Origin of the sequence: uncultured Sphingomonas sp., from assembly GCF_913776855.1 — a bacterium.
Lineage (GTDB): Bacteria > Pseudomonadota > Alphaproteobacteria > Sphingomonadales > Sphingomonadaceae > Sphingomonas.
Window position 1 is genome coordinate 30,699 of the sequence record NZ_CAJYQD010000018.1, and the last position, 26,616, is coordinate 57,314.

Annotated in this window: 26 protein-coding genes; 17 read left to right on the forward strand and 9 right to left on the reverse strand. The window is 67.8% G+C overall.

The window, feature by feature from the left end:
• The first annotated feature begins 115 nt into the window (after positions 1-115).
• The 4 genes from QZ755_RS04395 to QZ755_RS04410 are packed head-to-tail and all read left to right on the forward strand — an operon-like array spanning position 116 to position 2,784.
• Positions 116-1,363: a multidrug effflux MFS transporter gene (locus QZ755_RS04395; RefSeq protein ID WP_294320134.1), complete on the forward strand. Its 1,248-nt coding sequence runs from the start codon at positions 116-118 to the stop codon at positions 1,361-1,363.
• Positions 1,364-1,418: 55 nt separating this feature from the next.
• A complete protein-coding gene (locus QZ755_RS04400) occupies positions 1,419-1,760 on the forward strand; it encodes a DNA primase (protein ID WP_294320137.1) in 342 nt (113 codons plus the stop codon).
• On the forward strand, positions 1,757-2,389 hold the full coding sequence (locus QZ755_RS04405) for a hypothetical protein (protein ID WP_294320139.1): 633 nt from the start codon (positions 1,757-1,759) through the stop codon (positions 2,387-2,389). Before QZ755_RS04400 ends, QZ755_RS04405 begins: the two co-directional genes overlap by 4 nt.
• Positions 2,386-2,784, forward strand: coding sequence for an acyl-CoA thioesterase (locus tag QZ755_RS04410; RefSeq protein ID WP_294320142.1), 399 nt, complete (start codon positions 2,386-2,388; stop codon positions 2,782-2,784). Before QZ755_RS04405 ends, QZ755_RS04410 begins: the two co-directional genes overlap by 4 nt.
• Positions 2,785-2,855: 71 nt before the next feature.
• Here the strand turns inward: QZ755_RS04410 and QZ755_RS04415 are convergent, their stop codons facing one another.
• On the reverse strand, positions 2,856-3,584 hold the full coding sequence (locus tag QZ755_RS04415; RefSeq protein ID WP_294320144.1) for an SIMPL domain-containing protein: 729 nt from the start codon (positions 3,582-3,584) through the stop codon (positions 2,856-2,858).
• Between the two features lie 185 nt (positions 3,585-3,769).
• On the opposite strand from QZ755_RS04415, the gene QZ755_RS04420 reads away from it, so the two are divergent.
• From QZ755_RS04420 to pdeM, 4 genes are all read left to right on the forward strand, one after another.
• Positions 3,770-4,978 (forward strand): efflux RND transporter periplasmic adaptor subunit, encoded by a 1,209-nt coding sequence (locus tag QZ755_RS04420; protein ID WP_294320146.1) that lies wholly within the window; start codon positions 3,770-3,772, stop codon positions 4,976-4,978.
• A gap of 4 nt (positions 4,979-4,982) precedes the next feature.
• The gene (locus tag QZ755_RS04425; RefSeq protein WP_294320148.1) at positions 4,983-8,180 is read left to right on the forward strand and encodes an efflux RND transporter permease subunit; all 3,198 of its coding nucleotides are present in this window, start codon (positions 4,983-4,985) and stop codon (positions 8,178-8,180) included.
• Positions 8,181-8,352: 172 nt separating this feature from the next.
• A complete protein-coding gene (locus tag QZ755_RS04430) occupies positions 8,353-9,618 on the forward strand; it encodes a DUF445 domain-containing protein (protein WP_294320150.1) in 1,266 nt (421 codons plus the stop codon).
• Positions 9,619-9,994: 376 nt separating this feature from the next.
• Complete coding sequence (pdeM, locus tag QZ755_RS04435; protein WP_294320152.1) at positions 9,995-10,657, forward strand: ligase-associated DNA damage response endonuclease PdeM; 663 nt, start codon at positions 9,995-9,997, stop codon at positions 10,655-10,657.
• 203 nt (positions 10,658-10,860) lie between these two features.
• Here the strand turns inward: pdeM and QZ755_RS04440 are convergent, their stop codons facing one another.
• On the reverse strand, positions 10,861-11,685 hold the full coding sequence (locus QZ755_RS04440; protein WP_294320154.1) for a zinc-ribbon domain-containing protein: 825 nt from the start codon (positions 11,683-11,685) through the stop codon (positions 10,861-10,863).
• Between the two features lie 184 nt (positions 11,686-11,869).
• Here QZ755_RS04440 and ftsE point away from each other — a divergent pair, with 184 nt between their 5' ends.
• The 4 genes from ftsE to QZ755_RS04460 are packed head-to-tail and all read left to right on the forward strand — an operon-like array spanning position 11,870 to position 14,692.
• Positions 11,870-12,556 carry a cell division ATP-binding protein FtsE gene (gene ftsE / locus QZ755_RS04445; protein WP_294320156.1) on the forward strand — a complete coding sequence of 229 codons (687 nt, stop codon included), beginning with the start codon at positions 11,870-11,872 and terminating at the stop codon, positions 12,554-12,556.
• Positions 12,553-13,434: a permease gene (locus QZ755_RS04450; protein WP_294320158.1), complete on the forward strand. Its 882-nt coding sequence runs from the start codon at positions 12,553-12,555 to the stop codon at positions 13,432-13,434. The genes ftsE and QZ755_RS04450 overlap by 4 nt, the downstream gene beginning before the upstream one ends.
• Positions 13,431-13,970: a YdcF family protein gene (locus QZ755_RS04455; RefSeq protein ID WP_294320160.1), complete on the forward strand. Its 540-nt coding sequence runs from the start codon at positions 13,431-13,433 to the stop codon at positions 13,968-13,970. Before QZ755_RS04450 ends, QZ755_RS04455 begins: the two co-directional genes overlap by 4 nt.
• On the forward strand, positions 13,967-14,692 hold the full coding sequence (locus QZ755_RS04460; RefSeq protein ID WP_366509160.1) for a lysophospholipid acyltransferase family protein: 726 nt from the start codon (positions 13,967-13,969) through the stop codon (positions 14,690-14,692). Before QZ755_RS04455 ends, QZ755_RS04460 begins: the two co-directional genes overlap by 4 nt.
• A 367-nt stretch (positions 14,693-15,059) precedes the next feature.
• Here the strand turns inward: QZ755_RS04460 and QZ755_RS04465 are convergent, their stop codons facing one another.
• The gene (locus QZ755_RS04465; RefSeq protein ID WP_294320162.1) at positions 15,060-17,147 is read right to left on the reverse strand and encodes a malate synthase G; all 2,088 of its coding nucleotides are present in this window, start codon (positions 17,145-17,147) and stop codon (positions 15,060-15,062) included.
• 123 nt (positions 17,148-17,270) lie between these two features.
• Between QZ755_RS04465 and QZ755_RS04470 the strand changes: the two genes are divergently transcribed.
• From QZ755_RS04470 to QZ755_RS04485, 4 genes are all read left to right on the forward strand, one after another.
• Positions 17,271-18,197, forward strand: coding sequence for a LysR family transcriptional regulator (locus QZ755_RS04470; RefSeq protein WP_294320164.1), 927 nt, complete (start codon positions 17,271-17,273; stop codon positions 18,195-18,197).
• Positions 18,198-18,229: 32 nt separating this feature from the next.
• Positions 18,230-19,288, forward strand: a complete 1,059-nt coding sequence (hppD, locus tag QZ755_RS04475; RefSeq protein ID WP_294320209.1) for a 4-hydroxyphenylpyruvate dioxygenase — start codon at positions 18,230-18,232, stop codon at positions 19,286-19,288.
• Between the two features lie 235 nt (positions 19,289-19,523).
• Positions 19,524-20,804, forward strand: a complete 1,281-nt coding sequence (gene hmgA, locus QZ755_RS04480; protein WP_294320211.1) for a homogentisate 1,2-dioxygenase — start codon at positions 19,524-19,526, stop codon at positions 20,802-20,804.
• The gene (locus QZ755_RS04485) at positions 20,801-21,160 is read left to right on the forward strand and encodes a Rieske (2Fe-2S) protein (protein WP_294320166.1); all 360 of its coding nucleotides are present in this window, start codon (positions 20,801-20,803) and stop codon (positions 21,158-21,160) included. Before hmgA ends, QZ755_RS04485 begins: the two co-directional genes overlap by 4 nt.
• On the opposite strand, the gene QZ755_RS04490 is transcribed toward QZ755_RS04485, so the two are convergent.
• Positions 21,157-22,191, reverse strand: a complete 1,035-nt coding sequence (locus tag QZ755_RS04490; RefSeq protein ID WP_294320168.1) for a patatin-like phospholipase family protein — start codon at positions 22,189-22,191, stop codon at positions 21,157-21,159. The genes QZ755_RS04485 and QZ755_RS04490 overlap by 4 nt on opposite strands.
• Before the next feature lie 155 nt (positions 22,192-22,346).
• Between QZ755_RS04490 and QZ755_RS04495 the strand changes: the two genes are divergently transcribed.
• Positions 22,347-22,964: a YbhB/YbcL family Raf kinase inhibitor-like protein gene (locus QZ755_RS04495; RefSeq protein ID WP_294320171.1), complete on the forward strand. Its 618-nt coding sequence runs from the start codon at positions 22,347-22,349 to the stop codon at positions 22,962-22,964.
• A 133-nt stretch (positions 22,965-23,097) separates the two neighbouring features.
• Here the strand turns inward: QZ755_RS04495 and ribH are convergent, their stop codons facing one another.
• Genes ribH through QZ755_RS04520 form a run of 5 tightly spaced genes read right to left on the reverse strand, consistent with a single transcriptional unit; the run spans position 23,098 to position 26,594 of the window.
• Positions 23,098-23,520: a 6,7-dimethyl-8-ribityllumazine synthase gene (gene ribH / locus QZ755_RS04500; RefSeq protein WP_294320173.1), complete on the reverse strand. Its 423-nt coding sequence runs from the start codon at positions 23,518-23,520 to the stop codon at positions 23,098-23,100.
• A 1-nt stretch (position 23,521) separates the two neighbouring features.
• On the reverse strand, positions 23,522-24,652 hold the full coding sequence (ribB, locus tag QZ755_RS04505; protein WP_294320175.1) for a 3,4-dihydroxy-2-butanone-4-phosphate synthase: 1,131 nt from the start codon (positions 24,650-24,652) through the stop codon (positions 23,522-23,524).
• Complete coding sequence (locus QZ755_RS04510; RefSeq protein WP_294320177.1) at positions 24,639-25,244, reverse strand: riboflavin synthase; 606 nt, start codon at positions 25,242-25,244, stop codon at positions 24,639-24,641. Before QZ755_RS04510 ends, ribB begins: the two co-directional genes overlap by 14 nt.
• Before the next feature lie 16 nt (positions 25,245-25,260).
• A complete protein-coding gene (gene ribD / locus QZ755_RS04515) occupies positions 25,261-26,250 on the reverse strand; it encodes a bifunctional diaminohydroxyphosphoribosylaminopyrimidine deaminase/5-amino-6-(5-phosphoribosylamino)uracil reductase RibD (RefSeq protein ID WP_366509161.1) in 990 nt (329 codons plus the stop codon).
• Positions 26,247-26,594 (reverse strand): hypothetical protein, encoded by a 348-nt coding sequence (locus QZ755_RS04520; RefSeq protein WP_294320180.1) that lies wholly within the window; start codon positions 26,592-26,594, stop codon positions 26,247-26,249. Before QZ755_RS04520 ends, ribD begins: the two co-directional genes overlap by 4 nt.
• Between the last annotated feature and the right edge of the window lie 22 nt (positions 26,595-26,616).

Genomic DNA, 26,616 nt, shown 5'->3' on the forward strand with positions numbered 1-26,616 from the left:
CTCAACATCCTGAAAGATACGGGTACGAACGATGACGATAGACATGCGGCGGGCGGACGAACAGGGCCATCCTTTACGTGACCCGGCGGGCGACATGCGCCATGGAGGCCCCGCCATGTCGCAGACCATCGAATCCCCCGCCGAAACGCCCCTGCCCTCCGCCGACCGGTCGCCCTTGCCGTTCGGCGAGTTCGTCACGCTGATCGCGGCACTGATGGCGCTGACCGCGCTCGGCATCGATTCGATGCTGCCCGCGCTCCCGGCGATCGGCACTGCGCTGGACGTCGCCGAACCCAATACGCGGCAGTTCGTCATCACGTCGTTTCTGATCGGCTTTTCGGTGGCGCAACTGGCCTATGGTCCGCTGGCCGACCGCTATGGCCGGCGCCCAGTGCTGATCTTCGGCCTGATCGCCAGCGCGATCACCAACCTGATCGCGGCGATTTCGGGCAGCTTCGTGCTGTTGCTGATCGCACGCCTCGCCTCAGGCGCAGCGGTTGCGGGCGCGCGGGTGGTGACGGTGGCGCTGGTGCGCGACTGCTATTCCGGCCGGGCGATGGCGCGGGTCATGAGCCTGGCATTCATCTTTTTCATGGCCGCCCCGGTGCTGGCACCGTCGTTCGGCGAACTGGTGCTGGCATTCGCGTCGTGGCGCTGGATCTTTGGCGGCATCGCGATCGTCACCGTGATGATCCTTGCCTGGTTCGTCGCGCGGATGCCCGAAACGCTGCCCGTATCGGAGCGCCAGCCGCTGGAGCCGGCGCGCATCCTTGCCGGCTATCGCATGGTCCTGCGCGATCGCTATGCGGTCGGCTACACCATCGCCGCAGCGTTGCTGTCGGGCGGGCTGTTCGGATTCGTCGGATCGATCCAGCAGATCATGGAAGTGACGTTCGAACGGCCCAAGCTGCTTACCATCGTCTTCGCCTGTGTCGCGGGCACGATGGCGGCGGGATCGTTCTTCAATTCGCGGATCGTGATGCGCTTCGGCACGCGGCTGATCTCGCACGCCGCGCTGCTGGGACTGGTCGCGGTCGCCGCCGTGCATCTGGCGGTGACGCTGGCGGGCATCGAATCGCTGGCGAGCTTCATCGTGCTGCAGGCGATGATGATGGCCTGTTTCGGCCTTGCGACCTCCAATTTCTCGGCGATGGCGATGGAGAATATGGGGTCGATCGCCGGTACCGCTTCGTCGCTGCAGGGTTTCGTGTCGATGCTGGTCGGCGCGGTGCTGGGCGCGGTCATCGGCCAGTCGTTCGACGGGACGACGGTGCCGCTGTACGGCGGGTTCCTGGGACTGGGGCTGATCGCTCTGCTCGTCGTGTTTCGCACCGAACATGGCCGCCTGTTGCGCCGGGGGTAGGAACCTGCCCGGCGGCATACGGGTTTCCCCAGCCTGACTGGATAGGAGACGCGCAATGGGCGGGCATCAGGTAAACGGACAGGGTACCGGCGACGACGGCTATGACGAGGATGGCTATGACGAAAGCCAGCGTGCCGAAATCCTGGAAGCGACGCGCGATGGCCCGAGTGACGGAACGATCCTGACCGACCTCGAGCCCGATCTCGGCATGTCGGACGACGCGGATGAGGACGAACTCGACATGGTCGACGACGAACTTGCCGAAGAGGATGACGACACGACCGTCACCGGACAGGGCGATCAGGAAGAGGACGAACTGCAGGCCGATTTCGACGAGGATAATCTGGCCGAGGATGACGACCTAGACGACAGCGCCGGGCAGGCCATCAAGCCGTGAGGATCGCGGGCAGCGCGGCGCTGGCGCTGCTGCTGGCCGGGTGCGGCGGCGGCGGCGGACCGGCCGAGAATGACGCGATGGCCAATGCCGCCGCGCCTGCCGAACCGGTCCCCGCCGCCGGCGCACCGACCCCGGTCACCCCCGCGACCAGCATTCCGGCGGGCGAGGGCATTCCCGGTGTCAGCGCGCCGCCGCCTTCCCCCTCCCCTACGCCAGGCGACGCGACGGCCGAGCCGGGCGCGGACGACGCGGCACAGGTCCTGCGGACCTATTTCGCCGCGATCGGCGAGCGGCGCTATGCCGATGCATGGCGGCTATGGGGTGGTGGCGGACAAGCGTCGGGCATGACGCAGGCCGCATTTGCCCAGTCCTTTGCAAAATATGCCGATTATCGCGCGACGATCGGCACGCCGGGGCGGATCGATGCGGGTGCCGGGCAGCGCTATATCCAGATACCGGTCCGCGTCACCGGCAAGCTGACCGATGGGACGCCGGTATCGCTCACCGGACCGGTCACGCTACATCGGACCGGCAATATCGATGGCGCGACCGCCGAACAACGGGCATGGCGCCTGTCGGACAGCGGCCTGAAGCCGCGTCCCGCTTCGGAGCCGATCGTCCCGCAATGACCACCCCCCGCTTCACCCGCTCGATCACCGCGGGTCCCGACGACATCGACGAACTGGGCCATGTAAACAATGCGGTCTGGGTCCGCTGGATTCAGGACGTGGCGGTCGAACATTGGACGGCGGTCGCGACGCCCGAGCAGCAGGCCGCCTATGTCTGGGTCATCACCCGGCACGAGATCGACTATCGCGGCAATGTCGCCGCCGGGGAAACGGTGATCGCCGAAACCTGGGTCGGCGAGGCACCGCGCGGGGCGCGGTTCGACCGGCTGATGCGCTTCACCGGCGCGGATGGGCGGGTGAAGGTCGATGCGCGGACGACCTGGGCGGTACTCGACCGGCGGACCGGGCGGCTGGTCCGGGTGCCAGCGGACGTTGCGGACAGGTTTCTGGGCTGATCGTCGTCATTCCCGCGGCGGGCGGGAATGACGACAATGGCTCGCCCGGATGGAGGGAGCCACCCCCCCGATCAACGCAGCAGGAAGCGTACCGAGACGGTCGCGGTAAGGTCCTGTTCGCCCGCCGCCAGCGGGGTCGAATCGGCCATCTTCACCATGCGCGCCGAAGCCATCATCGGCATCGGCACCGGCGGCTGGTCGCCACCATTCTCGACGATCGACACGATTCGGTCGACGCGCATCCCGGCGGCCTTCGCGTACAGCTCGGCGCGGGCACGGGCGCGGCGGATCGCGTCGGTGCGGGCTTCGTCCAGCGCCGCGTCGGCAGCATCGACCGACAGGTTCGGCCCCTCGATCTGGTTCGCGCCCTGCGCCACCAGCGTGTCGAGGATCGACCCGCTCTTCGCCACGTTGCGGAAGCGGACCGACACGCTGTTGCTCGCCTGATAGCCGGTGATCGCCGGCGGCTGGTTTTCAGCATAGCGATATTGCGGCTGGAGCTGGATCTGCGCGGTCTGGATGTCGCGCTCGGCCACCCCCGCCTTGCGCAGCGCCGCCACGACGCGCGTCATCCGCTGTGCATTGTCCGACAGCGCGGCGGCGGCGGTCGGCGACTGGCTGACGACGCCGGCGCGAATCGTTGCGATGTCGGGCACCCGCGTCGCCTTTCCCTCGGCAACCACGTCGAGCAGCGTCGCATCCATCAGGACCGGCGTGGTGGCAGGCACGACCTGTTGCGCAGCGGCGGGCAGCGCGCCGCCGATGGCGGCCAGGATCAGGGCGGAACGGAACATCGGCATTTCCCTTTCGAATACAATCGCAACGAACCAGGTCGTTACGGGGCCGCGTCAAAACGCACGCTGAACGCAAACGATGCGAGGCTTGTCGTTCTTATCGAAAAACGCGATGTCTATGCTTGAGAACGGTGCTGTATTGAGATAATACAGCGCAGACCGGGCTGGGGGCCTCCAATGGGATGGGGTGGATGAATTACGAATCGACGTCGATCGCGGGCGACCGCCCTATGCTGACCGGGCCGGAGGACGCGCCGCGGTCGCGCCGCCGCGCGGTGATTGTCGGGATCGTCGTCATCCTGCTGGTCGTGGTCGGCGCCTTCTGGGCATTCGGCCGCAAGGGCGGTGACGCTCCGGCCGCCAAGAGCGCGCCCGCCGCCGCATCCACGGGCTCGCTGCCCAAGGTCACCGTCGTCACGCCCGGCCGCGACACGGTGATGCGTACCGTCACCGGCACCGGATCACTGGCTGCCAGGCGCGAGATGCCGGTCGGCGTCGTCGGCGAGGGCGGCCTGGTCACGCAGGTGCTGGTCGAACCGGGCAGCTGGGTAAGCGCCGGACAGGTCCTCGCCACGGTCGATCGGTCGGTGCAGGCGCAGACCGCCGAATCGCTGGCGGCGCAAGTCCGCGTCGCCCGCGCCGATGCGCAGATCGCACAGACCGAACTGGACCGTTCAAAGCAGCTGGTCGAACGCGGATTCGTGTCGAAGGCCGATATCGATCGCAAGACCGCGACCCGCGACGCCGCCAATGCCCGTGTCGGCGTGGCGCAGGCGCAGCTGGCCGAGACGCAGGCGCGCAACCGCCGGCTCGACATCCGCGCACCTGCCGCCGGTCTGGTGCTGACCCGCGCCGTCGAACCGGGGCAGGTGATCGGCGGGGGCAGCGGCGTACTGTTCCGCATCGCGATGGGCGGACAGATGGAAATGCGCGCCCAGCTGTCGGAGGCCGATCTGGCCACCGTCCGCGCGGGCGTGCCGGCAGAGGTCGTACCGGTCGGCGATACCCGCGTGTTCAAGGGCGAGGTGTGGCAGGTATCGCCGGTGATCGATCCGCAGACGCGGCAGGGCATCGCCCGCATCGCGCTGCGCTACGACCCCGCGCTGCGCCCCGGCGGCTTTGCCAGCGCCCGGATCGGCGCGGGTGCGTCGACCGCGCCGCTGCTGCCCGAATCGGCGGTGCTGAGCGACGACAAGGGCAGCTATGTCTATGTCCTCGATGCGCAGGACAAGGCGGAACGCCGCGACGTCCGCGTGGCCGAGGTTTCGGACGAAGGCGCGCTGATCGCGTCGGGCCTGATGGGCAACGAACGCGTGGTCGCCAGCGCCGGCGCGTTCCTCAATCCGGGGCAGCAGGTGGTGCCGGTCCGCGCCGCCGCCGCGCCTGCACGCAAGGAATAGCGCCATGGGCTTTCGCAACATATCGGCGTGGTCGATCCGCAACCCGGTGCCGCCGCTGGTCCTGTTCCTCGCGCTGACGATCGCCGGGATCGTCAGCTTCATGCGCATGGACGTGAACCAGGACCCGGACATCGAATTCCCGGTCGCGATCGTCGTCATCAGCCAGCCGGGCGCCGCCCCCACCGAACTCGAAACGCAGGTGACCCAGCGGGTCGAAGCGGCGGTGCGCGCGTTGCAGGGCATCGACCAGATCGAATCGAGCGTGACCGAGGGCACGTCGACCACCGTCATCCAGCTCGACATCGGGACGCCGATCGACCGCGCGGTCAACGACGTGCGCGAGGCGGTGAACCAGATTCGCAGCCAGTTGCCCGACGGCATCCTCGAACCGCAGGTCTATCGCGCCAACACGACCGATTCGGACATCGCGTCGTGGACCGCGATCGCCGACGACATGACCCCGGAACAGCTCAGCTGGTATGTCGACAATACGGTGTCGAAGGAATTGCTGTCGATCGACGGCATGGCGACCGTCGAACGGGTCGGCGGCGTCGACCGCGAAATCCGCGTCACGCTCGACCCCGCGCGCCTGCAGGCGCAGGGGCTGACCGCAAGCCAGGTCAACCAGGCGCTGCGCCAGGTCAATCTGAACGCGGCGGGCGGCCAGGCGGAGATCGCCGGGTCGCAGCAATCGGTTCGCGTGCTGGGCAATGCCGCCACCGCCTATGCCCTGTCGCAGACGCAGGTGCCGGTCGCCGGCGGTCGCTCGGTCCGCCTGGCCGACATCGCCGAAGTCCGCGACGCCTATGCCGAACCCAAGAGCCGCGCCGAATATAATGGCCGCCCGGTGTTGGCGTTCGATATCAAGCGTGCGAAGGGCGCGTCCGACGTCACCGTGTTCCACGAGGCGGAAAAGAAACTGGCCGACCTGCAGAAGCGCAACCCGCAGGTCCGCTTCGCCCTGCTGTCCAATTCGGTCAAGTTCACCGAGATCCAGTATCATTCGGCGATGACCGCGATGTACGAAGGCGCGCTGCTCGCCATCATCGTCGTCTTCATCTTCCTGCGCGACTGGCGTGCGACCATGATCTCGGCGCTGGCCATCCCGCTGTCGGCGATCCCCGCCTTCTGGTTCATGGACATGCTGGGCTTTACGCTCAACCAGATGACGCTGCTGGCGCTCAGCCTGGTCGCGGGCGTACTGGTCGACGATGCGATCGTGGAGATCGAGAATATCGTCCGCCACATGCGCATGGGCAAATCCGCCTATCAGGCATCGATCGACGCGGCGGACGAGATCGGCATCGCCGTGCTGGCGACCACTATGGCGATCGTCGCGGTCTTCCTGCCGGTCGGATTGATGCCGGGCATTTCGGGCCAGTTCTTCAAGAATTTCGGCCTGACCGTCGTCGCGTCGGTGCTGATGAGCCTTGCCGTCGCGCGTCTCATCACCCCGATGATCGCCGCCTATTTCCTGAAGGCACACGGGTCGGCCAGCCATGGCGAGGGCTGGCTGATGGATCGCTACATGGGCGTGCTGCGCTGGACGTTGCGCCATCGCTGGTCGACGATCGTCGCCGGCGTGGTCGCGCTGGCGCTGACCGTCGTCATGTTCATGGTCCTGCCCCAGACGTTCCAGCCGCCGCAGGATCGCGAGCGGGTGACCGCGACGGTCGAGATGGTGCCGGGCACCACGCTGGAACAGACCGCCGTCGTCGTGAAGCGCGTGGAGAAGCTGCTGGCGGCGCAGCCGCTGGTGAAGTCGGTCTATTCGTCGAGCTATGCCGGCAATGGCCGCGTCACCGCCGAGCTGATCGAGAAGCCGGCGTTCGGCGAGCGCGTGCGCCACTTCTTCGGGCTGATGGATGATGCGTCCTTTGCCGCGATGCGTTCGGTCAAGAGCACCGAGTTCGAACGCGGGCTTGCCCCGCAGCTGGCGGCGATCCCCGATGCGCGGGTGTCGTTCCGGTCGCAGTTCGGCTGGGGCGGGTCGAGCCGCGACCTGTCGATCACGTTGGGCGGGGACGATCCGGTCAAGCTGAACGAAACCGCGAACAAGCTGGTCAAGGAGATGGAAAAGCTGCCGATGGTGGTCGCGCCGCGCGTGTCGGGCGACCTGAAGCGGCCGGAGATCATCATCCGTCCGCGCAGCGACCTTGCCGCCAGCCTTGGCGTCACCACCGCCGCGCTGTCGGGGGCGATCCGCATCGCGACGCTGGGCGACATCGACCAGAACAGCGCGCGCTTCTCGCTCAGCGACCGGCAGATTCCGATCCGCGTCGCGCTGTCGCGCGACGCCCGTTCGCGCCTGTCGACGATCCAGAACCTGCCGGTGCCGACCGCCAATGGCGGGTCGGTGCCGCTGTCGGTCGTCGCCGATATCGGCTTTGGCGCAGGTCCGACCAAGATCGATCGCATCAACCAGCAACGCCGCCTGGTCGTCGGGGCCGATCTTGCCCCCGGCGTCGTGACCGGCGTCGCGCAAAAGGCGATCCACGCGCTGCCGACGATGCAGAACCTGCCATTGGGCGTAACCGAACTGACCGTCGGTCAGGCGAAGTGGCAGGGCGAGATGATCCAGAACTTCATCGTCGCGGTGATCTCTGGCATCTTCCTCGTCTTTGCGGTGCTGGTACTGCTCTACAAGCGGGTGATGCCGCCCTTCGTGAACATGGGGTCGCTGTTCCTGGCACCTTTGGGCGGGCTGCTGGCACTGTGGATTTCGGGCAATCCGATCTCGATGCCGGTCTATATCGGGCTGCTGATGCTGCTCGGCATCGTCGCCAAGAACTCGATCCTGCTGATCGATTTCTCGCTGGAGGAGATGGAGAAGGGCGTCGAGAAGGAGGTCGCGATCCTCGATGCCGGGCACAAGCGCGCGCAGCCGATCGTGATGACCACGGTCGCGATGGTCGCGGGCATGGTGCCGACCGCGCTGGCGCTGTCGGGTGACGGATCGTTCCGCGCGCCGATGGGGATCACGGTCATCGGCGGCCTTACGCTGTCGACGCTGCTGACGCTGCTGATCGTGCCGGGCGCGTTCAGCCTGGCGGTCGGCCTCGAACGCTGGGTCGGCCCGCGTCTGTCGCGTCGCCTGCTCACCTATCGTCCGGGCGATGCCGATGGCCTCGCGATCGACCACAAGCCCGGTGCGCCGCTGCCGCCCGGCGACGGGCCGAAGTCGCTGCCGGCGGCGGAGTAGCAGCCATCCGTCGCCCCGACACAAGCGTCACCCCAGCGGAGGCTGGGGTCTCCCGGTGACAGCACGCAGCAGGAACCGCCGGAGACCCCAGCCTGCGCTGGGGTGACGTGTTTGGCGGGGGCAGCGTACCGCCCCTATTGAACTTTCCGGCCATCCGGCGATTGTTTCGGGGATGGCCTCCCCCTTCAGCATCACTCGCGCCGGCGACGCGGTTCCCGCGCCCTTACGCCGGATGCGACGGCTTGCCACGTTCATGCTGGTGGCGATGGCGGCGCTGTTCATGCTGTCGCGGCGGATGGAGGGGGTGCATCCCACCTGGGGCTTCGTCCAGGCCTTTGCCGAGGCGGCAATGGTCGGCGGCCTGGCCGACTGGTTCGCGGTCACCGCGCTGTTCCGCCATCCGCTCGGGCTGCCGATCCCGCATACCGCGATCATTCCGCGCAACAAGGATCGGATCGGCGACACGCTGGCCGCGTTCCTGCGCGACAATTTCCTCACCGCGCGGGTCGTCGCGCGGCGGATGCACCGGGTCGATGCGGCGGGGGCGGCGGGCAAGTGGCTGGCCGATCCGGCGGCGCGCAGCGGTCGGCTGCGCCACGGCGCATCCCGGCTGGCGGTCAATGTGCTGGAGGGACTCGACCCCGATCAGTTCGGGACGATGGTGCGGGGCGCGCTCGCCAACCGGTTGCGTGCGATGCAGGTGTCGCCGGCGCTGGGCCGCACGCTGGAGGCGGCGATCGCCGACGACCGGCATCTGCCGCTGGTCGATGCGATCATCCGCTGGACCGCCAAGACGCTCGACGCCAACGACGATCTGGTCCGCGCGATGGTGCAGAAGCGCGCTGGCGCAGTGCTGCGCTGGACCGGGCTGGACGAGACGCTGGCGTCGTCGGTGGTGAAGGGGCTGCACAAGATGCTGGCAGAGGTCGCCGAAGACCCCGCCCACCCGCTGCGCGCGAAGGCAAACGAAGGCCTCGCGCTGCTGGCCCATGATTTGCAACATTCGTCCGAGATGCAGGCCAAGGTCGAGCGGCTGAAGAACGACCTGATCGACAATCCGGCGCTGGCCGGCTGGTGGATGGGGGTGTGGGAGAAGATTCGTGGCGGGATGCTGCGCGCCGCGCGCGATCCCGACCGGGCGCTCGCCGGCCCGATCGGCGAGGCGATGCGGCAGCTGGGCCAGACGTTGCAGTCCGATCCGGTACTGAAGGCCAAGGTGAACCGCTTCGTTCGCCGCGCGGTGGTGGGCGGGGTTGCCGATTATGGCGACGGGATCGTGCGCCTCGTGTCGGACACGGTGCGCGGCTGGGATGCGCAGACCATTACCGGGCGGCTTGAAAACGCGGTCGGCCGGGACCTGCAATATATTCGCATCAACGGGACGCTGGTCGGCGGCATGGTCGGGCTGGCGATCCATGTCGTGGACCTGTGGCTGTAGGGGCAATCTGAACCTGGAGGCCGATGAGACAGGCTCCGACCGTTCGTGCCGAGCGAGGTCGAAGCACCTGACGGAAGGTCCTTCGATACGCCCCTTCGACAAGCGCAGTGGCTGCTCAGGAGAAACGGGTAATCCTGAAGCCATCGCAGCTTCGGGCTGGCCGTTCGCAGGCTCCAAAGTTCACAAAGTTCACACTCGCCACAGTTTCGGAGCGCATCCGATCGGGGACATCGCACAGCAGGATAAACGGACGTGAGAAAGAGCGGCAGCGACCATGACAGGTCGTGGCGGTGTAGGACAGTCGGGCCCCATCGCGCCGGGCGATCGTTACGCCCGCATGGCTTGAGCAACGCGGCGGCTGCGCTATAGCCGGGCCATGGTTCGCCTTTCGTTCGCCGGCCACGCCTTTGACGCCCTGTCCGCCGGTGCCCTGTTCTGGCCGGCGCGGCGCGCGTTGCTGCTGGCCGACCTGCATTTCGAAAAGGCGAGCTGGTTCGCGCAGTTCGGGCAGATGCTGCCGCCCTATGACACGCTGGAAACGCTGGCCGGGATCGAGGCGGTGGTCGCGCGGACGCGGCCGGCGGAAATCTGGTGCCTGGGCGACAGTTTCCACGATATCGGCGGGTGCGACCGGCTGTCGGCCGAGGCGCAGGACCGGTTGCGTGCGCTGACCGGCGGTGCGGACTGGACGTGGATCACCGGCAATCACGACCGGGTGGTCGCCGACCATTGCGGCGGGCGGGTGGTCGACGAAGCGGTGGTCGACGGGGTGGTGCTGCGCCACGAGGCCGATCCGGCCGACCCCCGCCCCGAACTGTCGGGCCATTTCCACCCGAAGCTGCGGCTGAAGCTGCGCGGGCGCGGCGTGTCGCGGCGGTGTTTCGTGGCGAGCGCGACCAAGCTGATCCTGCCGGCGTTCGGGTCGCTGACCGGCGGGCTGGACGCGCATCACCCGGAGATCGTGCGCGCGGTGGGCGGTGGTGCCGAGGCGCTGATCGCGCTGGAGGACCGGTTGCTGCGCTTTCCGATCGCGGCGTGAGGGTGCCACGGCCTTCGACGTAACCCGGTGTGGGCTGGGGAGTCCGCTACGGTGCGCAGTCAACGGCCACTTAGCGGAACCGCGGCGCGCATCGTCTGGATCCGTACCCCGGCGCAGGCGGGGGTCCAGGGCCGCGAACATCGCCGCCAGTTACCCTGGATTCCCGCCTGCGCGGGGATGCGGGAGAGCGACGTAACTGCCCGCTACAGTCCCGACGCGAAGCTCAGTTCGAGTTCCTTGGCATTGGCGGGCACGTCCAGCGCGGCGCTGTTGAAGCTGAGGCTTCCGCTTGGCCCGATCACCCGCGTCTGCGGCTTGATCGTCCAGCTATAGACGTCGCGGTTCTGGCTGTCCTTCAGCACGGCGCGAATGTCGGGAATGCGCTGGCGGCTGCCGGTTTCGTTGATGATCCGGCCCGATACCGCGAACAGTTCGTTGCCGCTCGACAGCAGCCGGCGTTCGGGTGTGTTGATTGCGAATTTCAGCGCGTCGCTGGCGCTCGATGCGATCGGCAGGCCCAGCTGTTCGGCGATGCCGGGCGTGCCGGTATAGAGGATGCCGCCACAGGCCGCGAGCATCGCCACTCCGGCGGCGACCGCCATCGCGGTGCGGCGGCGCGCCGGATTGCGGCGCGGCACGAACGGCGCCTGATGGGCAAAGGCATTGATCGGTTCGCCGCGCTCGGCCCGCTCGGCCTCCGGATCGACATAGCGGCGCGGTTCGGTGCTGCGCGCGCGCAAGGGTGCGGGACGCGACGCTTCAGCATAGGGGAGGTCGGGCGCGGCGGCGGTCGGTGGGGCGGTCCGGGGGCGCGGCGCGTCGGCGACCGCTTCGGCCATCGCCGGTTGCGGCACGCGCGCCGGTTCGGTGGGCGGAGTTACCGCCGCCGTGGTGCCGAGGTCGAGCATCGCCGGCGGCTGGAACCAGCTATGCCGGCATCCCGCGCAACGCACCGTGCGCCCCGCCGGGCCGATCGCCGAATCAGCGACCAGATACCGCATATGGCATTGCGTACATTCGAGGATCATGTCGTCCCCTGCCCCCTGCATGGGCCGCGCCGGGCCGCCACGTACGGAGCCAACTGGGCGCGACTAAAACTGGCGCTGAATCTACGGCGGGTTTGCGGTCGATGGCAAGGCGCGATTGCGTGGTGCTTGAGACAATTGCCCCCATGTGCGATGGGCACAAGGACCGGTGGAAGCAAGGGCGCCCGTGGCCAGCATCGTTCAGTTCGAAAATGTCGGTCTTCGGTACGGTCAGGGGCCGGAAACGCTGAGCGACGTCAGCTTTACGCTGAGCGCCGGCACGTTCCATTTCCTGGTCGGAGCATCGGGCGCGGGCAAGACGTCGCTGCTGCGCCTGCTCTATCTCTCGCAGCGACCCAGCCGGGGCGTGATCCGCCTGTTCGGTGAAGACATGGTGACATCGCCGCGCAGCCGCCTGCCCGGCTTTCGCCGCCGCATCGGGGTGGTGTTCCAGGATTTCCGGCTGGTGCCGCATCTGTCCGCGCGCGACAATATCGCGCTCCCGCTGCGGGTCGCGGGGATGCCGGAAGAGGATATCGCCGAGCCGGTGGGCGAAATGCTGGCATGGGTCGGGCTGACTGACCGCGCCGATGCCCGTCCGCCGACACTGTCGGGCGGGGAGCAGCAGCGCGTCGCCATCGCCCGCGCGGTCATCAACCGGCCCGAAGTGCTGGTCGCCGACGAACCGACCGGCAACGTCGACCCCGACATGGCCGAACGGTTGCTGAAGCTGTTCGCCTCGCTCAACCGGCTGGGCACGACCGTTGTGATGGCGACGCACGACCACCACCTGCTCGACCGGGTGGCGGGCGCGCGGCTGATGCAGCTCGACCGCGGGCGGCTGGTCGGTGTTACCGGCATCGGCGCCGCATGACCCGGCGTGCCGGCGTACAGCCGCTGCTCGACGACCGGCAGGGACGCCGCGCGATGGTGTGGATCATGGCGATCATGATCTTCCTGACGACGCTGAGCGCCGCATTGGGCCTGTCGACGCGCAATGCCGGCGGTGCGCTCGACCGGCAACTGGCGGCGCGGCTGACGGTGCAGGTGATCGAGGGCGACGCGGCAAGGCGCGATGCGGAGGTCGTCCGCCTGCTCGCGCGGTTGCAGGCATCGGCCGATGTGACGCGCGTAAGCGAAGTCGATCGTGCGCGCCTGGCCGAACTGCTGAAGCCGTGGCTGGGCGAGGCGGGGCTGGACGCCGACCTGCCGATGCCGGCGATGATCGATGTGGACTTGCGAAGCGGCGACGACGCGGCGGTGGCGCGGGTGGAAGCACTGGCCAGGGGTGTCGGTGCGGGCATCCGGGTCGATCGCCATGCGACGTGGCTGGCCCCGGTGCGCAGCTTCGTCGGCGCGATCGGGCTGACCGCGTTTGCGCTGGTGCTGGTGATGGCGAGTGCCACCGCCGCCGTCGTGCTGCTCGCGGCACGGGCGGGGCTTGATACGCATCGCGGAACGATCGACATCCTGCATATGCTGGGTTCGACCGACCTTCAGATCGCACGCCTGTTCCAGCGCCGTATCGGGCAGGACACGCTGACCGGCGCCCTGATCGGCGTGCTGGCGGGCGGACTGGTAATCGCGGCGCTGGGGGAACGGATGGCGACGCTGGAATCGCAGCTGGTCGATGGCGTCACGCTCATGCCACTCGACTGGGCGGTGGTCGCGGCATTGCCCTTCGCCTTTACCGCGCTGGCCATGCTGGCGGCGCGGATCGCGGTACTGCGGCGGCTGGCGGGGGTGCTGTGATGGGGCGCATCCTTGCGGTCGTGCTGCTGCTCTATGCGCTGGGCTTCGCGCTGTTCGCGGTGACGCTGCCGACGCCGCTCACCGACCCGCGCCGGACCGACGGCGTGGTTGTGCCGACGGGTGGGCCGGGACGGATCGAGCGTGGGCTGGCGGTGATCGAACGCGGCGAGGCGAAGCGGATGCTGGTCACCGGCGTCGACCCCGATGTGCGGCCGGGCGAGCTGGCCGCCGCGAACGGTGCGCCGCGCCGGCTGTTCCGCTGCTGCGTCGACCTGGGCCATGAGGCGGTCGATACCCGCTCCAACGCCGACGAGACCGCCGACTGGGTGCGGCGCAACCGCTATCGCTCGGTCCGGCTGGTCACCTCCAACTGGCATATGGCACGCGCCGCGATGGAGCTGCGCCATGCACTGGGCAATTCGGTCGAGATCGTGCGCGATCCGGTCAAGGCCAATCCCGGCTTCGCGCTGCTGTTCGGCGAATATAACAAATATATCGTGCGGGGATTGGTGATGCGGCTGGGGATCGACCTGTGATCGCGTGGGTCCGCACGATCCTGTTCCGCATCCTGTTCTATGGTGCGTCGGTGCCGATCGTGCTGAGCGCGCCTTTGTCCGCGCGGTTCGGGCAGCGGGCGATGCATGTCCATGCCCATGTGTGGATCCGCACCCACCGCTTCCTGGCGCGCTGGATATTGGGCGTGCGGGTGCGGGTCGAGGGCACGCGGCCGCCCGGCACGTACCTCTTTGCGGTCAAGCACCAGGCGATGTTCGAGACGCTGGAAATGGCCGAGCGGATCGACGGCCCGCTGATCGTGATGAAGCGCGAGCTGATCGACATGCCCTTCTGGGGCAGGACCGCGAAAGCCTATGGCGCGATCGGCGTCGACCGCGATGCGTCATCCAAGGCGCTACGCCAGATGCTGAAGGAAGCCGCCGTGGCGCGGGTAGAAAACCGGTCGGTGCTGATCTTTCCCGAAGGCACGCGGGTCGCGGTCGGCGAGGCCCCGCCGCTGCGGTCGGGCTTTGCCGGGCTGTACAAGGCGCTGAACATGGCCGTCGTGCCGGTGGCGCTGGACAGCGGGCGCTGTATGCCGCGCAAAGGGCCGAGCCGGGCGGGGGTGATTACGATCCGCTTCTTCGATCCGATCCCGGCCGGGTTGCCGCGCGAGGAGATCGAGGCGCGGGTCCATGCCGCGATCAATGCGCTGGAGCCGGCGGTGGGGGGCGTAATGACGGGAGTAACTCGTCATGGATGAAGACATCGCACGTATTCTCGCGACCGGCGGGACCGTCGCATCTCGAGAGCTGGTCCGTCTGTATGACCTGCTTTTGGAGCATCTGCCTGAAGACAGGAGCTTCGATTAGGTATCGCTTCTGCGCTGGCGGAAATCAGCTTGAACGTGATGAAACCAGCCTTTGAGGCGCATCCGCAGTTGGAAGCCGAGTTCAGTCGACGGGTCGAAAAATACGGAGCCACGACCTGAAATTGTATTCGTTCGACCAGAAACGTCGCCCCAGCGAAGGCTGGGGCCTCAAGCGGCCCTTTTCCCGTGCTACCACCAAAAGATCCCAGCCTTCGCTGGGATGACGCCTGTTGCAGACGGATTGGATCAGGCTCCTATCTCACCCCGCCGCCTTTGCCACCGCCCGATACGCGTGCAACAACGGCTCGGTATAGCCATTGGGCTGCTCAAGCCCCTCGAACACCAGCGCCCGCGACGCCTGTAGCGCGATGCCGTCGGCCAGCGGGCGGTAGGCCGGGTCGCCGGCGTTCTGCGCATCGACCTTGACCGCCATCCGTTCGAACGCCGCGTCGACGTCCGCCGTCGTGCAGACGCCGTGCAGCAGCCAGTTGGCGACATGCTGCGACGAAATGCGCAGCGTCGCGCGGTCCTCCATCAATCCGATGTCATGGATGTCCGGCACCTTCGAACAGCCGATCCCCTGATCGATCCAGCGCACGACATAGCCGAGAATGCCCTGAACGTTGTTGTCCAGCTCCCGCGCGACCTCCTCCCGCTCCCAGTTGCGCCCCAGCGCCAGCGGCAGGGTCAGCAGCCGGTCGAGCGACGCCACCGGTTCGGCCGCGCGCGTCGCCTGTCGCTGCGCAACATCGACAGCGTGATAATGCAGCGCGTGCAGCGTCGCGGCGGTGGGGGACGGGACCCAGGCGGTGCTAGCCCCGCTCATCGGATGCGCGATCTTTGCCGCCAGCATGTCGCCCATCCGGTCGGGGGCGGCCCACATGCCCTTGCCGATCTGCGCCCGCCCGCCAAGGCCACAGGCAAGGCCGATCTGGACGTTGCGATCCTCGTACGCCGCGATCCAGTCGGCGCCTTTCATCTCGCCCTTGGGGATCATCGGCCCGGCGTGCATCGCGCTGTGCAGTTCGTCGCCGGTACGGTCGAGAAAGCCGGTATTGATGAACACGATCCGGTGGCGGACGGCGTGGATGCAGGCCGCGAGATTGGCGGAGGTCCGGCGTTCCTCGTCCATCACCCCGACCTTGATCGTGTGGCGCGGCAGGTGCAGCAAATCCTCGACCGCATCGAACAGCCGGTCGGTGAAGGCCACCTCTTCCGGGCCGTGCTGCTTCGGCTTGACGATGTAGATCGATCCCGCACGGCTGTTGGCGCGCGGTCCGTTCAAATCGTGCAGCGCGATCAGGCTGGTTACGATCGCGTCGATTATGCCTTCCGGGGCATCGCCACCATCGGGCAGGCGGATAGCGGGCGTCGTCATCAAATGCCCGACATTGCGCACGAATAGCAGCGACCGGCCGGGCAGGACCAGTTCGCTGCCATCGGGGGTCGTGTAGCGCCGGTCGTCGGCCAGCGTCCGCGTGACCTCGCGCCCGCCCTTGGCGAACTGCGCGGTCAGCGTGCCCTGCATCAGCCCCAGCCAATTGGCATAGGCGGCAACCTTGTCCGCGGCATCAACCGCCGCGACCGAATCCTCGAGGTCGCAGATGGTCGTCAGCGCCGATTCGAGCAGGATGTCGGCGAGTCCCGCCGGGTCGCCGCTGCCGATCGGATGGGTACGGTCGATGACCAGTTCGATGTGCAGCCCTTGATGGCGCAGGAGCCAATTGTCCCCGGCCCGCCCGACCAGCTGCGCCGGATCGGCAAGGTCGGGCGTGCCCCCTGCCCAGTCGCGCCAGCTGCCGGTGGCGAGCGGCACGGCTTCGTCGAGGAACGCCTTGGCCCGGTCGATCACCTGGCTTCCGCGCGCGGCATCATAGCCGCCGGGTGCCGCCGCACCGGGGATCGCATCGGTGCCGTACAACGCATCATACAGGCTGCCCCAGCGCGCATTGGCGGCGTTGAGCAGGAAACGCGCATTGAGGATTGGCACGACCAGCTGCGGCCCGGCCAGCGTCGCGATCTCCGGATCGACATCCGCCGGATGGACGGTGAACGGCGTCGGCTCCGCGACCAGATAGCCGATCTCACGCAGGAACGCGGCCTGTTCAGCCGGGTCGATCGGCTGGCCCTGCCGCGCCACGAACCATGCGTCGAGCTGTGCCTGCAAACGGTCACGGTGGTGCAGCAGGTCGCGGTTTTCGGGCGCGAACCGGGCGAGGATCGCCGCGGTCCCTTCCCAGAAGGAGTCGGCCGGAATGCCGGTGCCAGGCAGGGCGTCGCGTTCGAGGAAGGCGGCGAGTTCGGTCGCGACCTGTAGCCCGGCGCGTTCGACGAAGGTTTCCGGCATGGCATTCTCTCCAATTCGTCATCCCGGCGCAGGCCGGAATGACGATACGAGCGGAGCATACGCCCTCGCCTTTCCCGCCGGAACCACCCATAATCGCAGTACAGCCATGCCGGTGAGGAACGAATGCCGCTCGATCCCGACCACGAACTGTTCGCCGCGATCCTCGACACCGGCAGCATCGCCGCCGCCGCGCGGGTACTGGATACCTCACCCGCGATGGTGTCGAAACGACTGGCCCGGTTCGAGGCGCGGCTGGGCGCGCGGTTGATCGAGCGGACCACCCGGCGGTTGCATCCGACGCCGGTCGGGGCGCAACTCCATGCCGACCTGACCCCCATCCTGTCGGCGCTGGCCGCCGCCGAAGCGCGAGTGACCGGGGCCGCCGCCGCGCCCGCCGGACCGCTGCGTATCGCGGCGCCGACCTCGTTCGCGCGGCTGCATATCGCACCCCAGCTGGGCGATTTCCTGCGCGACCATCCGGCGGTACAGCTCGAACTGTCGCTGTCCGACGGACTTGTCGACCTGGCGGCCGAACGGATCGATTGCGCGATCCGCATTACCGCCGATCCGCCCGCCGGCCATGTCGCGCGGCGGCTAGCCGACAATCGCCGCGTGGTATGTGCCAGCCCGGCCTATATCACCGAACACGGCGCTCCGACGCATCCGAGGGCGCTCGCCGACCACCGGCTGCTCGCTGCGGACGGACAGCTGCCTTGGACGCTGCTGCGCCCCGGCGGGCGGGTGCAGGTGACCGGACGCAGCCATGTCCGCACCAATTCGAGCGAGGTCGTGCGCGAACTGGCGCTGGCCGGGGTCGGCATCGCGCTGCGCTCGCTCTGGGACGTCGGGCGGGCGCTGGCCGACGGGCGGCTGGTGCGGGTGCTGCCGGCGTGGGAGGGACCGCGCGACCTGGGTATCCACGCCATCCATGCCGCCGATCCGCGCCCGGCGGTCACCGCCTTTGTCGACCATCTCGCCGCCCGCTGGTCGCCGCCGCCATGGGAGACGCTTGACTCGCCGATGGGTTGGGATCAGATTGGTATCAATTGATACGAATTTGAGAGGATGCAGCCGTGGACCACATGGACGTCAACCCGATGGGCCTAGACGGGTTCGAATTCTGCGAATTCACCGCGCCCGACCTCGACCGCATGGCCAAGCAGCTGGAACAGTTCGGTTTCGTCGCCGCGTCGAAGCACCGCACCCGCGACGTGGTCCGCTACAAGCAGGGCCGAATCAACCTGCTGCTGAACCGTATTCCCGACGCCCATGCTGCGGAATTTGCTGCGCAGCATGGACCTTCGGCGTCAGGCATGGCGTTCCGCGTGGCGGATGCGAAGGCGGCGTTCGACGCGGCAGTCGCGCGCGGTGCCAAGCCGGCCGATGCGTCGCGCGGGGTGCTGGGCGATGGCTATGCGCTGGAGGGGATCGGCGGGTCGATGCTGTACCTCGTCGATCGGCATGGCGATGCCGGCTCGCTGTACGACGACTGGGAGGCAATGCCGGGCGCGGCGGAGGCGGAGGCCGAGAACAATGTCGGCCTCGACCTGCTCGACCACCTGACCCACAATGTGAAGCGCGGGCAGATGCGGACCTGGTCGACCTTCTACAACCAGATTTTCGGGTTCGAAGAGCAAAAGTATTTCGACATCAAGGGCAAGGCGACCGGCCTGTTCAGCCAGGCGATGATCGCACCCGACAAGGCGATCCGCATCCCGCTGAACGAAAGCCAGGACGACAAGAGCCAGATCGAGGAATTCATCCGCGACTATAATGGCGAGGGCATCCAGCATCTCGCATTCACTACCGAGGATATTTTCGAAACGGTGGAAAAGCTGCGCGCGCGGGGCGTGAAGCTGCAGGACACGATCGAGACCTATTACGAACTGGTCGACAAGCGCGTACCGGGCCATGGCGAGGACCTCGAGCGGCTCAAGCGCAACCGCATCCTGATCGACGGCAATGTCGGTGACGAAGGGTTGCTGTTGCAGATCTTTACCGAACCGATGTTCGGGCCGATCTTTTTCGAGATCATCCAGCGCAAGGGGAATGAGGGGTTCGGGAACGGCAATTTCCAGGCACTGTATGAGTCGATTGAATTGGATCAGATCCGACGCGGGGTCATCACGGTCGACGCCTGACCCAGACCGAAGCAAAGGCTTCGGTCGCGGTGCAGCGCGCAGGCGCTGCCGTCGACCGGCCAGCGCATCGGAGCCGGGCCATAAGGCGCGGCTTCGCCGAGACTGACGGCCCGGCGGGCGGCTGAAGCTGGTGGAGGAGGGGCATCCACCAGCGGACCATTTGCGGCCAGCCCCCTCCACCGTTCGCGATGCGAACGGTCCCCCTCCCCGTTCCGGGGAGGATCATGAGGTGACCATGACCTACCACCCCGGTTTCGCCAACCACATCGCCACCGAAGCGGTCCCCGGCGCGCTGCCGATCGGCCGCAACAGCCCGCAGCGCGTGCCGTTCGGCCTGTATGCCGAGCAGCTGTCCGGCACCGCTTTCACCGCACCGCGCAGCGAGAACCGCCGCTCGTGGCTATACCGCCTGCGCCCGACCGCCAATCATGGCGCGTTCGTTCCCTATGCCGGCGCGCGACAACTCCAGTCCGCGCCGATCGAGACGCCGCCCAGCCCCAACCGGATGCGCTGGGATCCGCTGCCCCTGCCGACCGAGCCGACCGACTGGGTCGACGGCCTCGTCACCTATGGCGCGACCGGCGACGTCGCGGCGCAGAGCGGGGTCGGCATTCATCTCTATGCCGCGACGAAGGACATGGAGCGCGCCTTCTTTTCCGCCGATGGCGAGTTGCTGATCGTACCGCAGCAGGGTGCGTTGGCGATCGATACCGAACTGGGCCGGATCGATATTGCCCCGCTGCAGATCGCGCTGATCCCGCGCGGGGTGCGGTTCCGGGTACGCCTGCCCGATGGTGCGGCGCGCGGCTATGTCTGCGAGAATTACGGCAGCCTGTTCCGCCTCCCCGATCTGGGGCCGATCGGCGCCAACGGCCTCGCCAATCCGCGCGACTTCGAAACGCCCTCGGCATGGTTCGAGGACAGCGACGTGTCCTGCGAGGTTATGCAGAAATTCCAGGGCGGGCTGTGGACGACTACGCTCGACCATTCGCCGTTCGACGTGGTGGCGTGGCATGGCAACCTGGCGCCGTGCCGCTATGACCTCACCCGCTTCAACACGATCAACACCGTCAGCTTCGACCATCCCGACCCGTCGATCTTCACCGTGCTGACCGCGCCCAGTGAGACGCCCGGCACCGCCAATTGTGATTTCGTGATCTTTCCCCCGCGCTGGATGGTGGCGGAGGACACGTTCCGCCCGCCCTGGTTCCACCGCAACGTGATGAGCGAGTTCATGGGGCTGGTCACCGGCGCCTATGATGCGAAGGAAGGCGGCTTCGCGCCCGGCGGCGCGTCGCTCCACAACCAGATGAACGGCCACGGCCCCGATCAGGCGAGCTATGAAAAGGCGGTCGCCACCGACCTGACACCGCACCGGATCGCCGACACCATGGCGTTCATGTTCGAAACCCGCCACGTCGTGCGGCCGACCACCTGGGCGATGGCCACGCCGACGATGCAGCTCGACTACGACGATGTGTGGACCGGTTTCGCCAAGGCGCAGCTGCCCGGATGACCGAGGAACGCGTCTTTGCGACGCCGGCCGGCGTTACGATCGGGCCGTTGTCCGACATTCCCGATGGCACCGCGCGCAATTACGTCCTGCAACTGCGCGCCGGGCGTTTTCACGGCTTCGTGGTGCGACAGGGGAGCGCGGTGTTCGGCTATGTCGACCGCTGTCCGCATATGGGGCTGCCGCTGGCGCAGACGCTCGACGCCTATCTGACGCCGGATCGCAGTGCGATCACGTGCAGCTGGCACGCGGCGTTGTTTGCGATTGCGGACGGCAAATGCCTTGGCGGGCCGTGTCCGGGGCAGTCGCTGACGCCGTGGCCGGTCGCGGTCGTCGGCGGGGCGATCGTCACCGCCTAGGCCGCGACTCCTTCGGGCAGTGCGGTCAGCGTCGATCCGCGCCCCAGCCTGGCCCCATGGTCGCGTAGCCACGCATCCGCCGTGCCGCGTCCCAGTTCGCGCAGCGCCTCCAGCTGCGACCGGCGGGTATCGATCTTGCCGGTGGGGCCGCGTGCCGCGAGCGCCGGCGATGCCTCCATCAGGTGCAGGTTGGTGTTGGCCAGTGCAGTGAAATTGGCGTCGATCGGCGGCGCGCGGCGCGCGATTGCCTGCACCTGCGTCAGCGCCTTGAGGTCGCGCAGCAGGCACGCATTGAATCCGATATCGCTCATCCGCCCCATCACCTCGACCAGCGTCTCGGGCGTGTCCTGCGTCGCGAAGGGCGTGATCTGGACGATCAGCAGGTCGCTTTGCCCATGGCCGCCGAAGATCAGCGGTTCGAGCGCCGGGTTCGCCGAAAAACCGCCGTCCCAATAGGGTTCGTCGTCGATCGTCACCGGTCCGAACAGGTCGGGCAGGCACGCCGACGCCATCAGCGCGTCGAGCGTGATCGCGTCATTGTCGAACAGCCGCGCCGCCCCCGTCGCAACACGGGTCGCGGCGATCGACAGCGGGATCGCCCTGCGAACGCGCAGCAGTGACAGGTCGATGCTTTCCTCCACGACGCGGCGCAGCGCGCGCATGTCGCGCAAGCCCGGCGACAGCGGCGCGACATAGCGCCCGACCAGCTTGCCGACCTCCAGCGAGCGGCGCAGCGCCGGTTCGAACAGCGGCGGCGCCCACATGCCAAGGTCGAACGCCTGCAACGGCGAGGTTCGCGACACCGTGTCCCACAGCCGCTCCAACGCGTCCTTCGCGCCCTGTCGCCCGCCCGCCACCAGCCCGGTGACCAGCGCGGCGCCGTTCAGCGCGCCTGCCGATGCGCCGCTGACCGCGACGATCGGCAGGTCCTCCTCCAGCAGCCGGTCGAGAACGCCCCAGCCATAGGCGCCATGCGCGCCGCCCCCCTGCAGCGCGAGGGCGAGGCGCGGCGGTTCGGTCGAGGCGGACATGGACGGCTCCTGCGGCAATTCGTTTTGCTGCAACGCAACAGGCACACTTCGTATCCGGTTGCGTCCCGCGCGACCGAGCGCATTATTTCCGGTCTCAACGGACCCCGCCCCGCCCTTTGCCGGTTGTTGGTCGGAATAGCATCGAAAGGACCGTCATGCTCGAACATGTTCCGGGATGGCTGGGCGCATTGCTGCGGAACGTCCGCGCCGGCGCGTCCAAGCTGACGATCGTCGATCCGGCGCTCGGCAGCTTCGACAGCCTCGACCTCGCCAGCCTCGCCTTTGCTGATGGGCAGCGCCTGCCCGACCGCTTCACTGCCGATGGCACGGGCGTGTCGCCGCCGTTGCACTGGCGCGGGGTACCGGCGGGCGCAACGTCGCTGGCGCTGATCGTCGAGGATGCCGACGCGCCCTCGCCCCAGCCACTGGTCCATGCGATCCTGTGGGACATCGCGGCGGCGGACGGGCAACTGGCCGAAGGCGACATCCGCCCCGATGGCGACGGCGACGCGACGCACGGCGATGTCGGCCGCAACAGCTATCTGCGCGAAGGCTGGCTGCCGCCCGATCCGCCGACCGGACATGGCGAGCATCGCTATGCGTTTCAGCTGTTCGCGCTCAGGCAAGCCCCGCATCTCGACCCCAATCCGGGGCGGAGTGCCGTGGTCGAGGCGATGGCGGGCCGGGTGCTGGCGGCAGGATTGCTCACCGGGGTCTATTCGCGCGGTGAGCCGGCGGAGGTGGGTCCGGTCGGTGAGGTGGCACCGATCTGAATCTTCCCCGGCACGGGGAGGGGGACCGCCGCGCAGCGGTGGTGGAGGGGGGCTTCCTCCAGCGATCCGTTTGCGGACAGCCCCCTCCACCAGCCTGCGGCTGGTCCCCCTCCCCGTGCCGGGGAGGATTTAGCTAGACCGAAAACCGCTCGCGCAGTTCCAGCATCGCCAGCGCAGCCTTGGCAGCCTCGCCGCCCTTGTCCTTTTCGTGCCGTTTCGCACGGGTCAGCGCCTGCGCTTCGTCCTCGACGGTCAGGATGCCGTTGCCGACCGGTACGCCTTCGAGGCTCAGGTTCATCAACCCGCGCGCGCTTTCGTTCGCCACGACCTCGAAATGATAGGTCTCGCCGCGAATGATGACGCCCAGCGCGACGAACGCGTCATAGGTTTCGGCGGCATCGGCGATCGCGATCGCGCCGGGCACTTCCAGCGCGCCGGGCACGGTGATCGTCTCATGCTCATGCCCTGCCGCCTCGATCGCGGCGCGGGCGCCGTCCAGCAGCAGGTCGTTCAGATGGTCGTAAAATCGCGCCTCGACGATCAATATCTTCGCCATATCAATTCTCCGTGATCGGCCGTTCGCCGACGATCTTGAGGCCATAGCCGTCGAGGCCGACCAGCGTGTGATGGGTGTTGGTCAGCAGCACCATGTCCTCGACGCCCAGTTCGTTCAGGATCATCGCGCCGACACCGTAATCGCGCAGCTCCTCCATGTCGGGCACCGGCGCGCCGCTGCGGGCATGGATGGCGAGCGTCAGGCCATCGGGGCGCGGGCGGTTGATGACGACGACGACACCGGCGCCTTCCTCACCGATGATCCGCATCGACTGGCGCAGCAGACCGCCGCGTGCCCCTCCTTCGCCGAACAGATCGGCGAACGGCGACAGCGCGTGCATCCGCACCAGCGTCGGCTTGCCCGGATCGATCAGCCCCTTGACCAGCGCAACCTGCTCGCTGCCGGTCGCCTTGTTCCAGAAGGTCATGGCGCGCCATTCGCCGCCCCATTCGCTGTCGAACACGGTTTCCGCCCGCTTTTCGACCAGATGATCGTGGCGCCGGCGGTACGCGATCAGGTCGCGGATCGTCCCGATCTTGAGGCCGTGCAGCTGCGCGAAGCCGACAAGATCGTCCATCCGCGCCATGGTGCCGTCCTCGTTCATGATCTCGCAGATCACGCCGGAGGGGTTGAGTCCGGCAAGACGCGACACGTCGACCGCCGCCTCGGTATGGCCGGCGCGCACCAGCACGCCCCCTTCCCGCGCGACCAGCGGGAAGACATGGCCCGGCGTCACGATCTCCGATGCTTCCTTCGACGCGTCGATCGCCACCGCAATCGTCCGCGCACGGTCGGCGGCGGAGATGCCGGTCGTCACCCCCTCGCGCGCCTCGATCGAGACGGTGAAGGCGGTTTCGTGCCGCGTCCCGTTGTTGCGCGCCATCAGGTCGAGGCCGAGCTGTTCGACCCGCCCCTTGGTCATCGCCAGGCAGATCAGGCCCCGCCCGTGCCGCGCCATGAAATTGACCGCATCGGGCGTCGCCATCTGTGCCGGGATGACCAGATCGCCCTCATTCTCGCGATCCTCATCATCGACCAGGATGAACATCCGCCCGTTGCGGGCTTCGTCGATGATCTCTTCGGGGCTGGAGAGGAAGGCGTGGCGGAGGCCCGCCAGTTCAGGATTGGCCACGGACTTGTTCCATTCGCATCAGATAGCGGGCGAGGACGTCGATCTCGATATTGACCGACTGCCCCGGCGCGAGGGTCCCAAGCGTCGTGACCGCCTGGGTATGGGGGATCAGGTTGACGGTGAAGCGGGTGCCATCGGCGGTGTCGGTCACGTCGTTGACGGTCAGCGACACGCCGTCGATCGTCACCGAGCCTTTCCCCGCGACGAACGCGCTGAGGCTGCGGGGGATCGCAAAGGTCACGCGGGTCGAATCATGGTCGGCGGTCACGTCGACCACCTGTCCCACGCCGTCGACATGGCCGGTGACGATGTGCCCGCCCAGCTCGTCGCCCAGCTTCAGCGCGCGTTCGAGGTTCAGCGGACGTCCCGCGACCCATTGGTCGGCGGTGCGCGACACGGTTTCGCCCGACACATCGACCGTGAACCAGTTCGGTCCTTTTCCCACCACCGTCAGGCACACGCCCGAACAGGCGATCGACGCGCCCATGTCGATGGTGGCGGTGTCGTACGCACAGCCGATCCGCACCCGCAGATCGCCCGGTCCGTCGATCGATTCGATGCGCCCTACGTCGCTGACTATTCCGGTGAACACGCTTCGTTTCCACTCCCTATCTGGCGCGCTCGTAAACCTCCAGCCGGTCGCTGCCAAGCATCCGGGCGTCGTGCAACCGCCAGCGGCCATGCGCCTGTGCCAGATCCGTAAGGCCGATGTCGGGCAGGGTGCGGCCATGACCGATCAGGATCGGCGCGCGGTACAGCAGCAGCCGGTCGACCGCATCGGCGCGCAGGAACGCCGCCGCCGTCGCCGCCCCGCCCTCCACCAGCACATGGTCACCGGGCAGATCGGCTAGCTGCCCGATACTCGCCAGCATCGCGAAACCCTCCAGCACCGCGCTGTCCGCCGACAGCAGCACCCGCTGCGGGCTGCGCTGACCAAGGCCGGGCAGGCGGACGTTCAGCGTCGGGCGATCGATCTCGGCCGTGCCGCGCCCGACCAGCATCGCCTCATGCCGGCTGCGCTCCAGATGGCCGTGCGCCCGCGCTTGGGCTCCAGTGATCCACTGGCTCTGCCCATCGGCACGCGACACCGCCCCATCGAGCGACAAGGCGAGCTTCAGCGTGACGAACGGCCGCCCCAGCGTCCGCCGGGTCAGGAACCCGGCCATGCCGCGCGCGGCATCGTCGGCCCGCACGCCGCAGGTCACCGCGATTCCGGCGGCACGCAGCCGGGCGATCCCCTGTCCATCGGTGCGCGGATCGGGATCGGTCAGTGCGACGACGACCCGCGCCACCCCGCTGTCGATCAGCAGGTCGGAACAGGCCGGCCCGCGCGGCGACACATGGGCGCAAGGCTCCAACGTGACATAGGCGGTCGCGCCCCGTGCCCGATCCCCGGCCTGCTCCAGCGCCGCCGCCTCGGCATGGGGGCGGCCGCCGGGTCGGGTCCAGCCGCGCCCGACGACCCGGCCGTCGTTCACGATCACGCAGCCGACATTGGGATTGGGCGCGGTCTGCCCCCGCGTCCGTTCGGCCAGCGTCAGCGCCGCGCCCATCCAGCGCGCGTCGTCGGCGGCCCCTGCAGGGTGCGAACGGGTCAGATGCCCCAGCTTTTCAGCTTGTCGTCGATCTTCTTCCATTCGGCCTGCCGCTTGGCGCGATCGCGTTCGAATGCGGCGGCCTCGGCCTTTTCCTTGGCCAGGTCGATCTGCTGCTGGGCGATGATCTCTTCGTCGGTGCGGTTCGCGGGCCAGCTTTCGACATAGATGATGTTCGGCTTGTACGCGCGTTCGAAATAGGAATCGTGGACGAACCCCCATCCGATCACCAGCACGATGCAGACCGATGCGAGCAGGAACCACCATTCATGCTTTTCGCGCGCGCGCGCGAAGGTCACGAAATCGCGAATGGCATGGACCGGCGAGAAGAGATGGCGGAGCTTCACGGGGTGCAAGATAGGCGCAGGG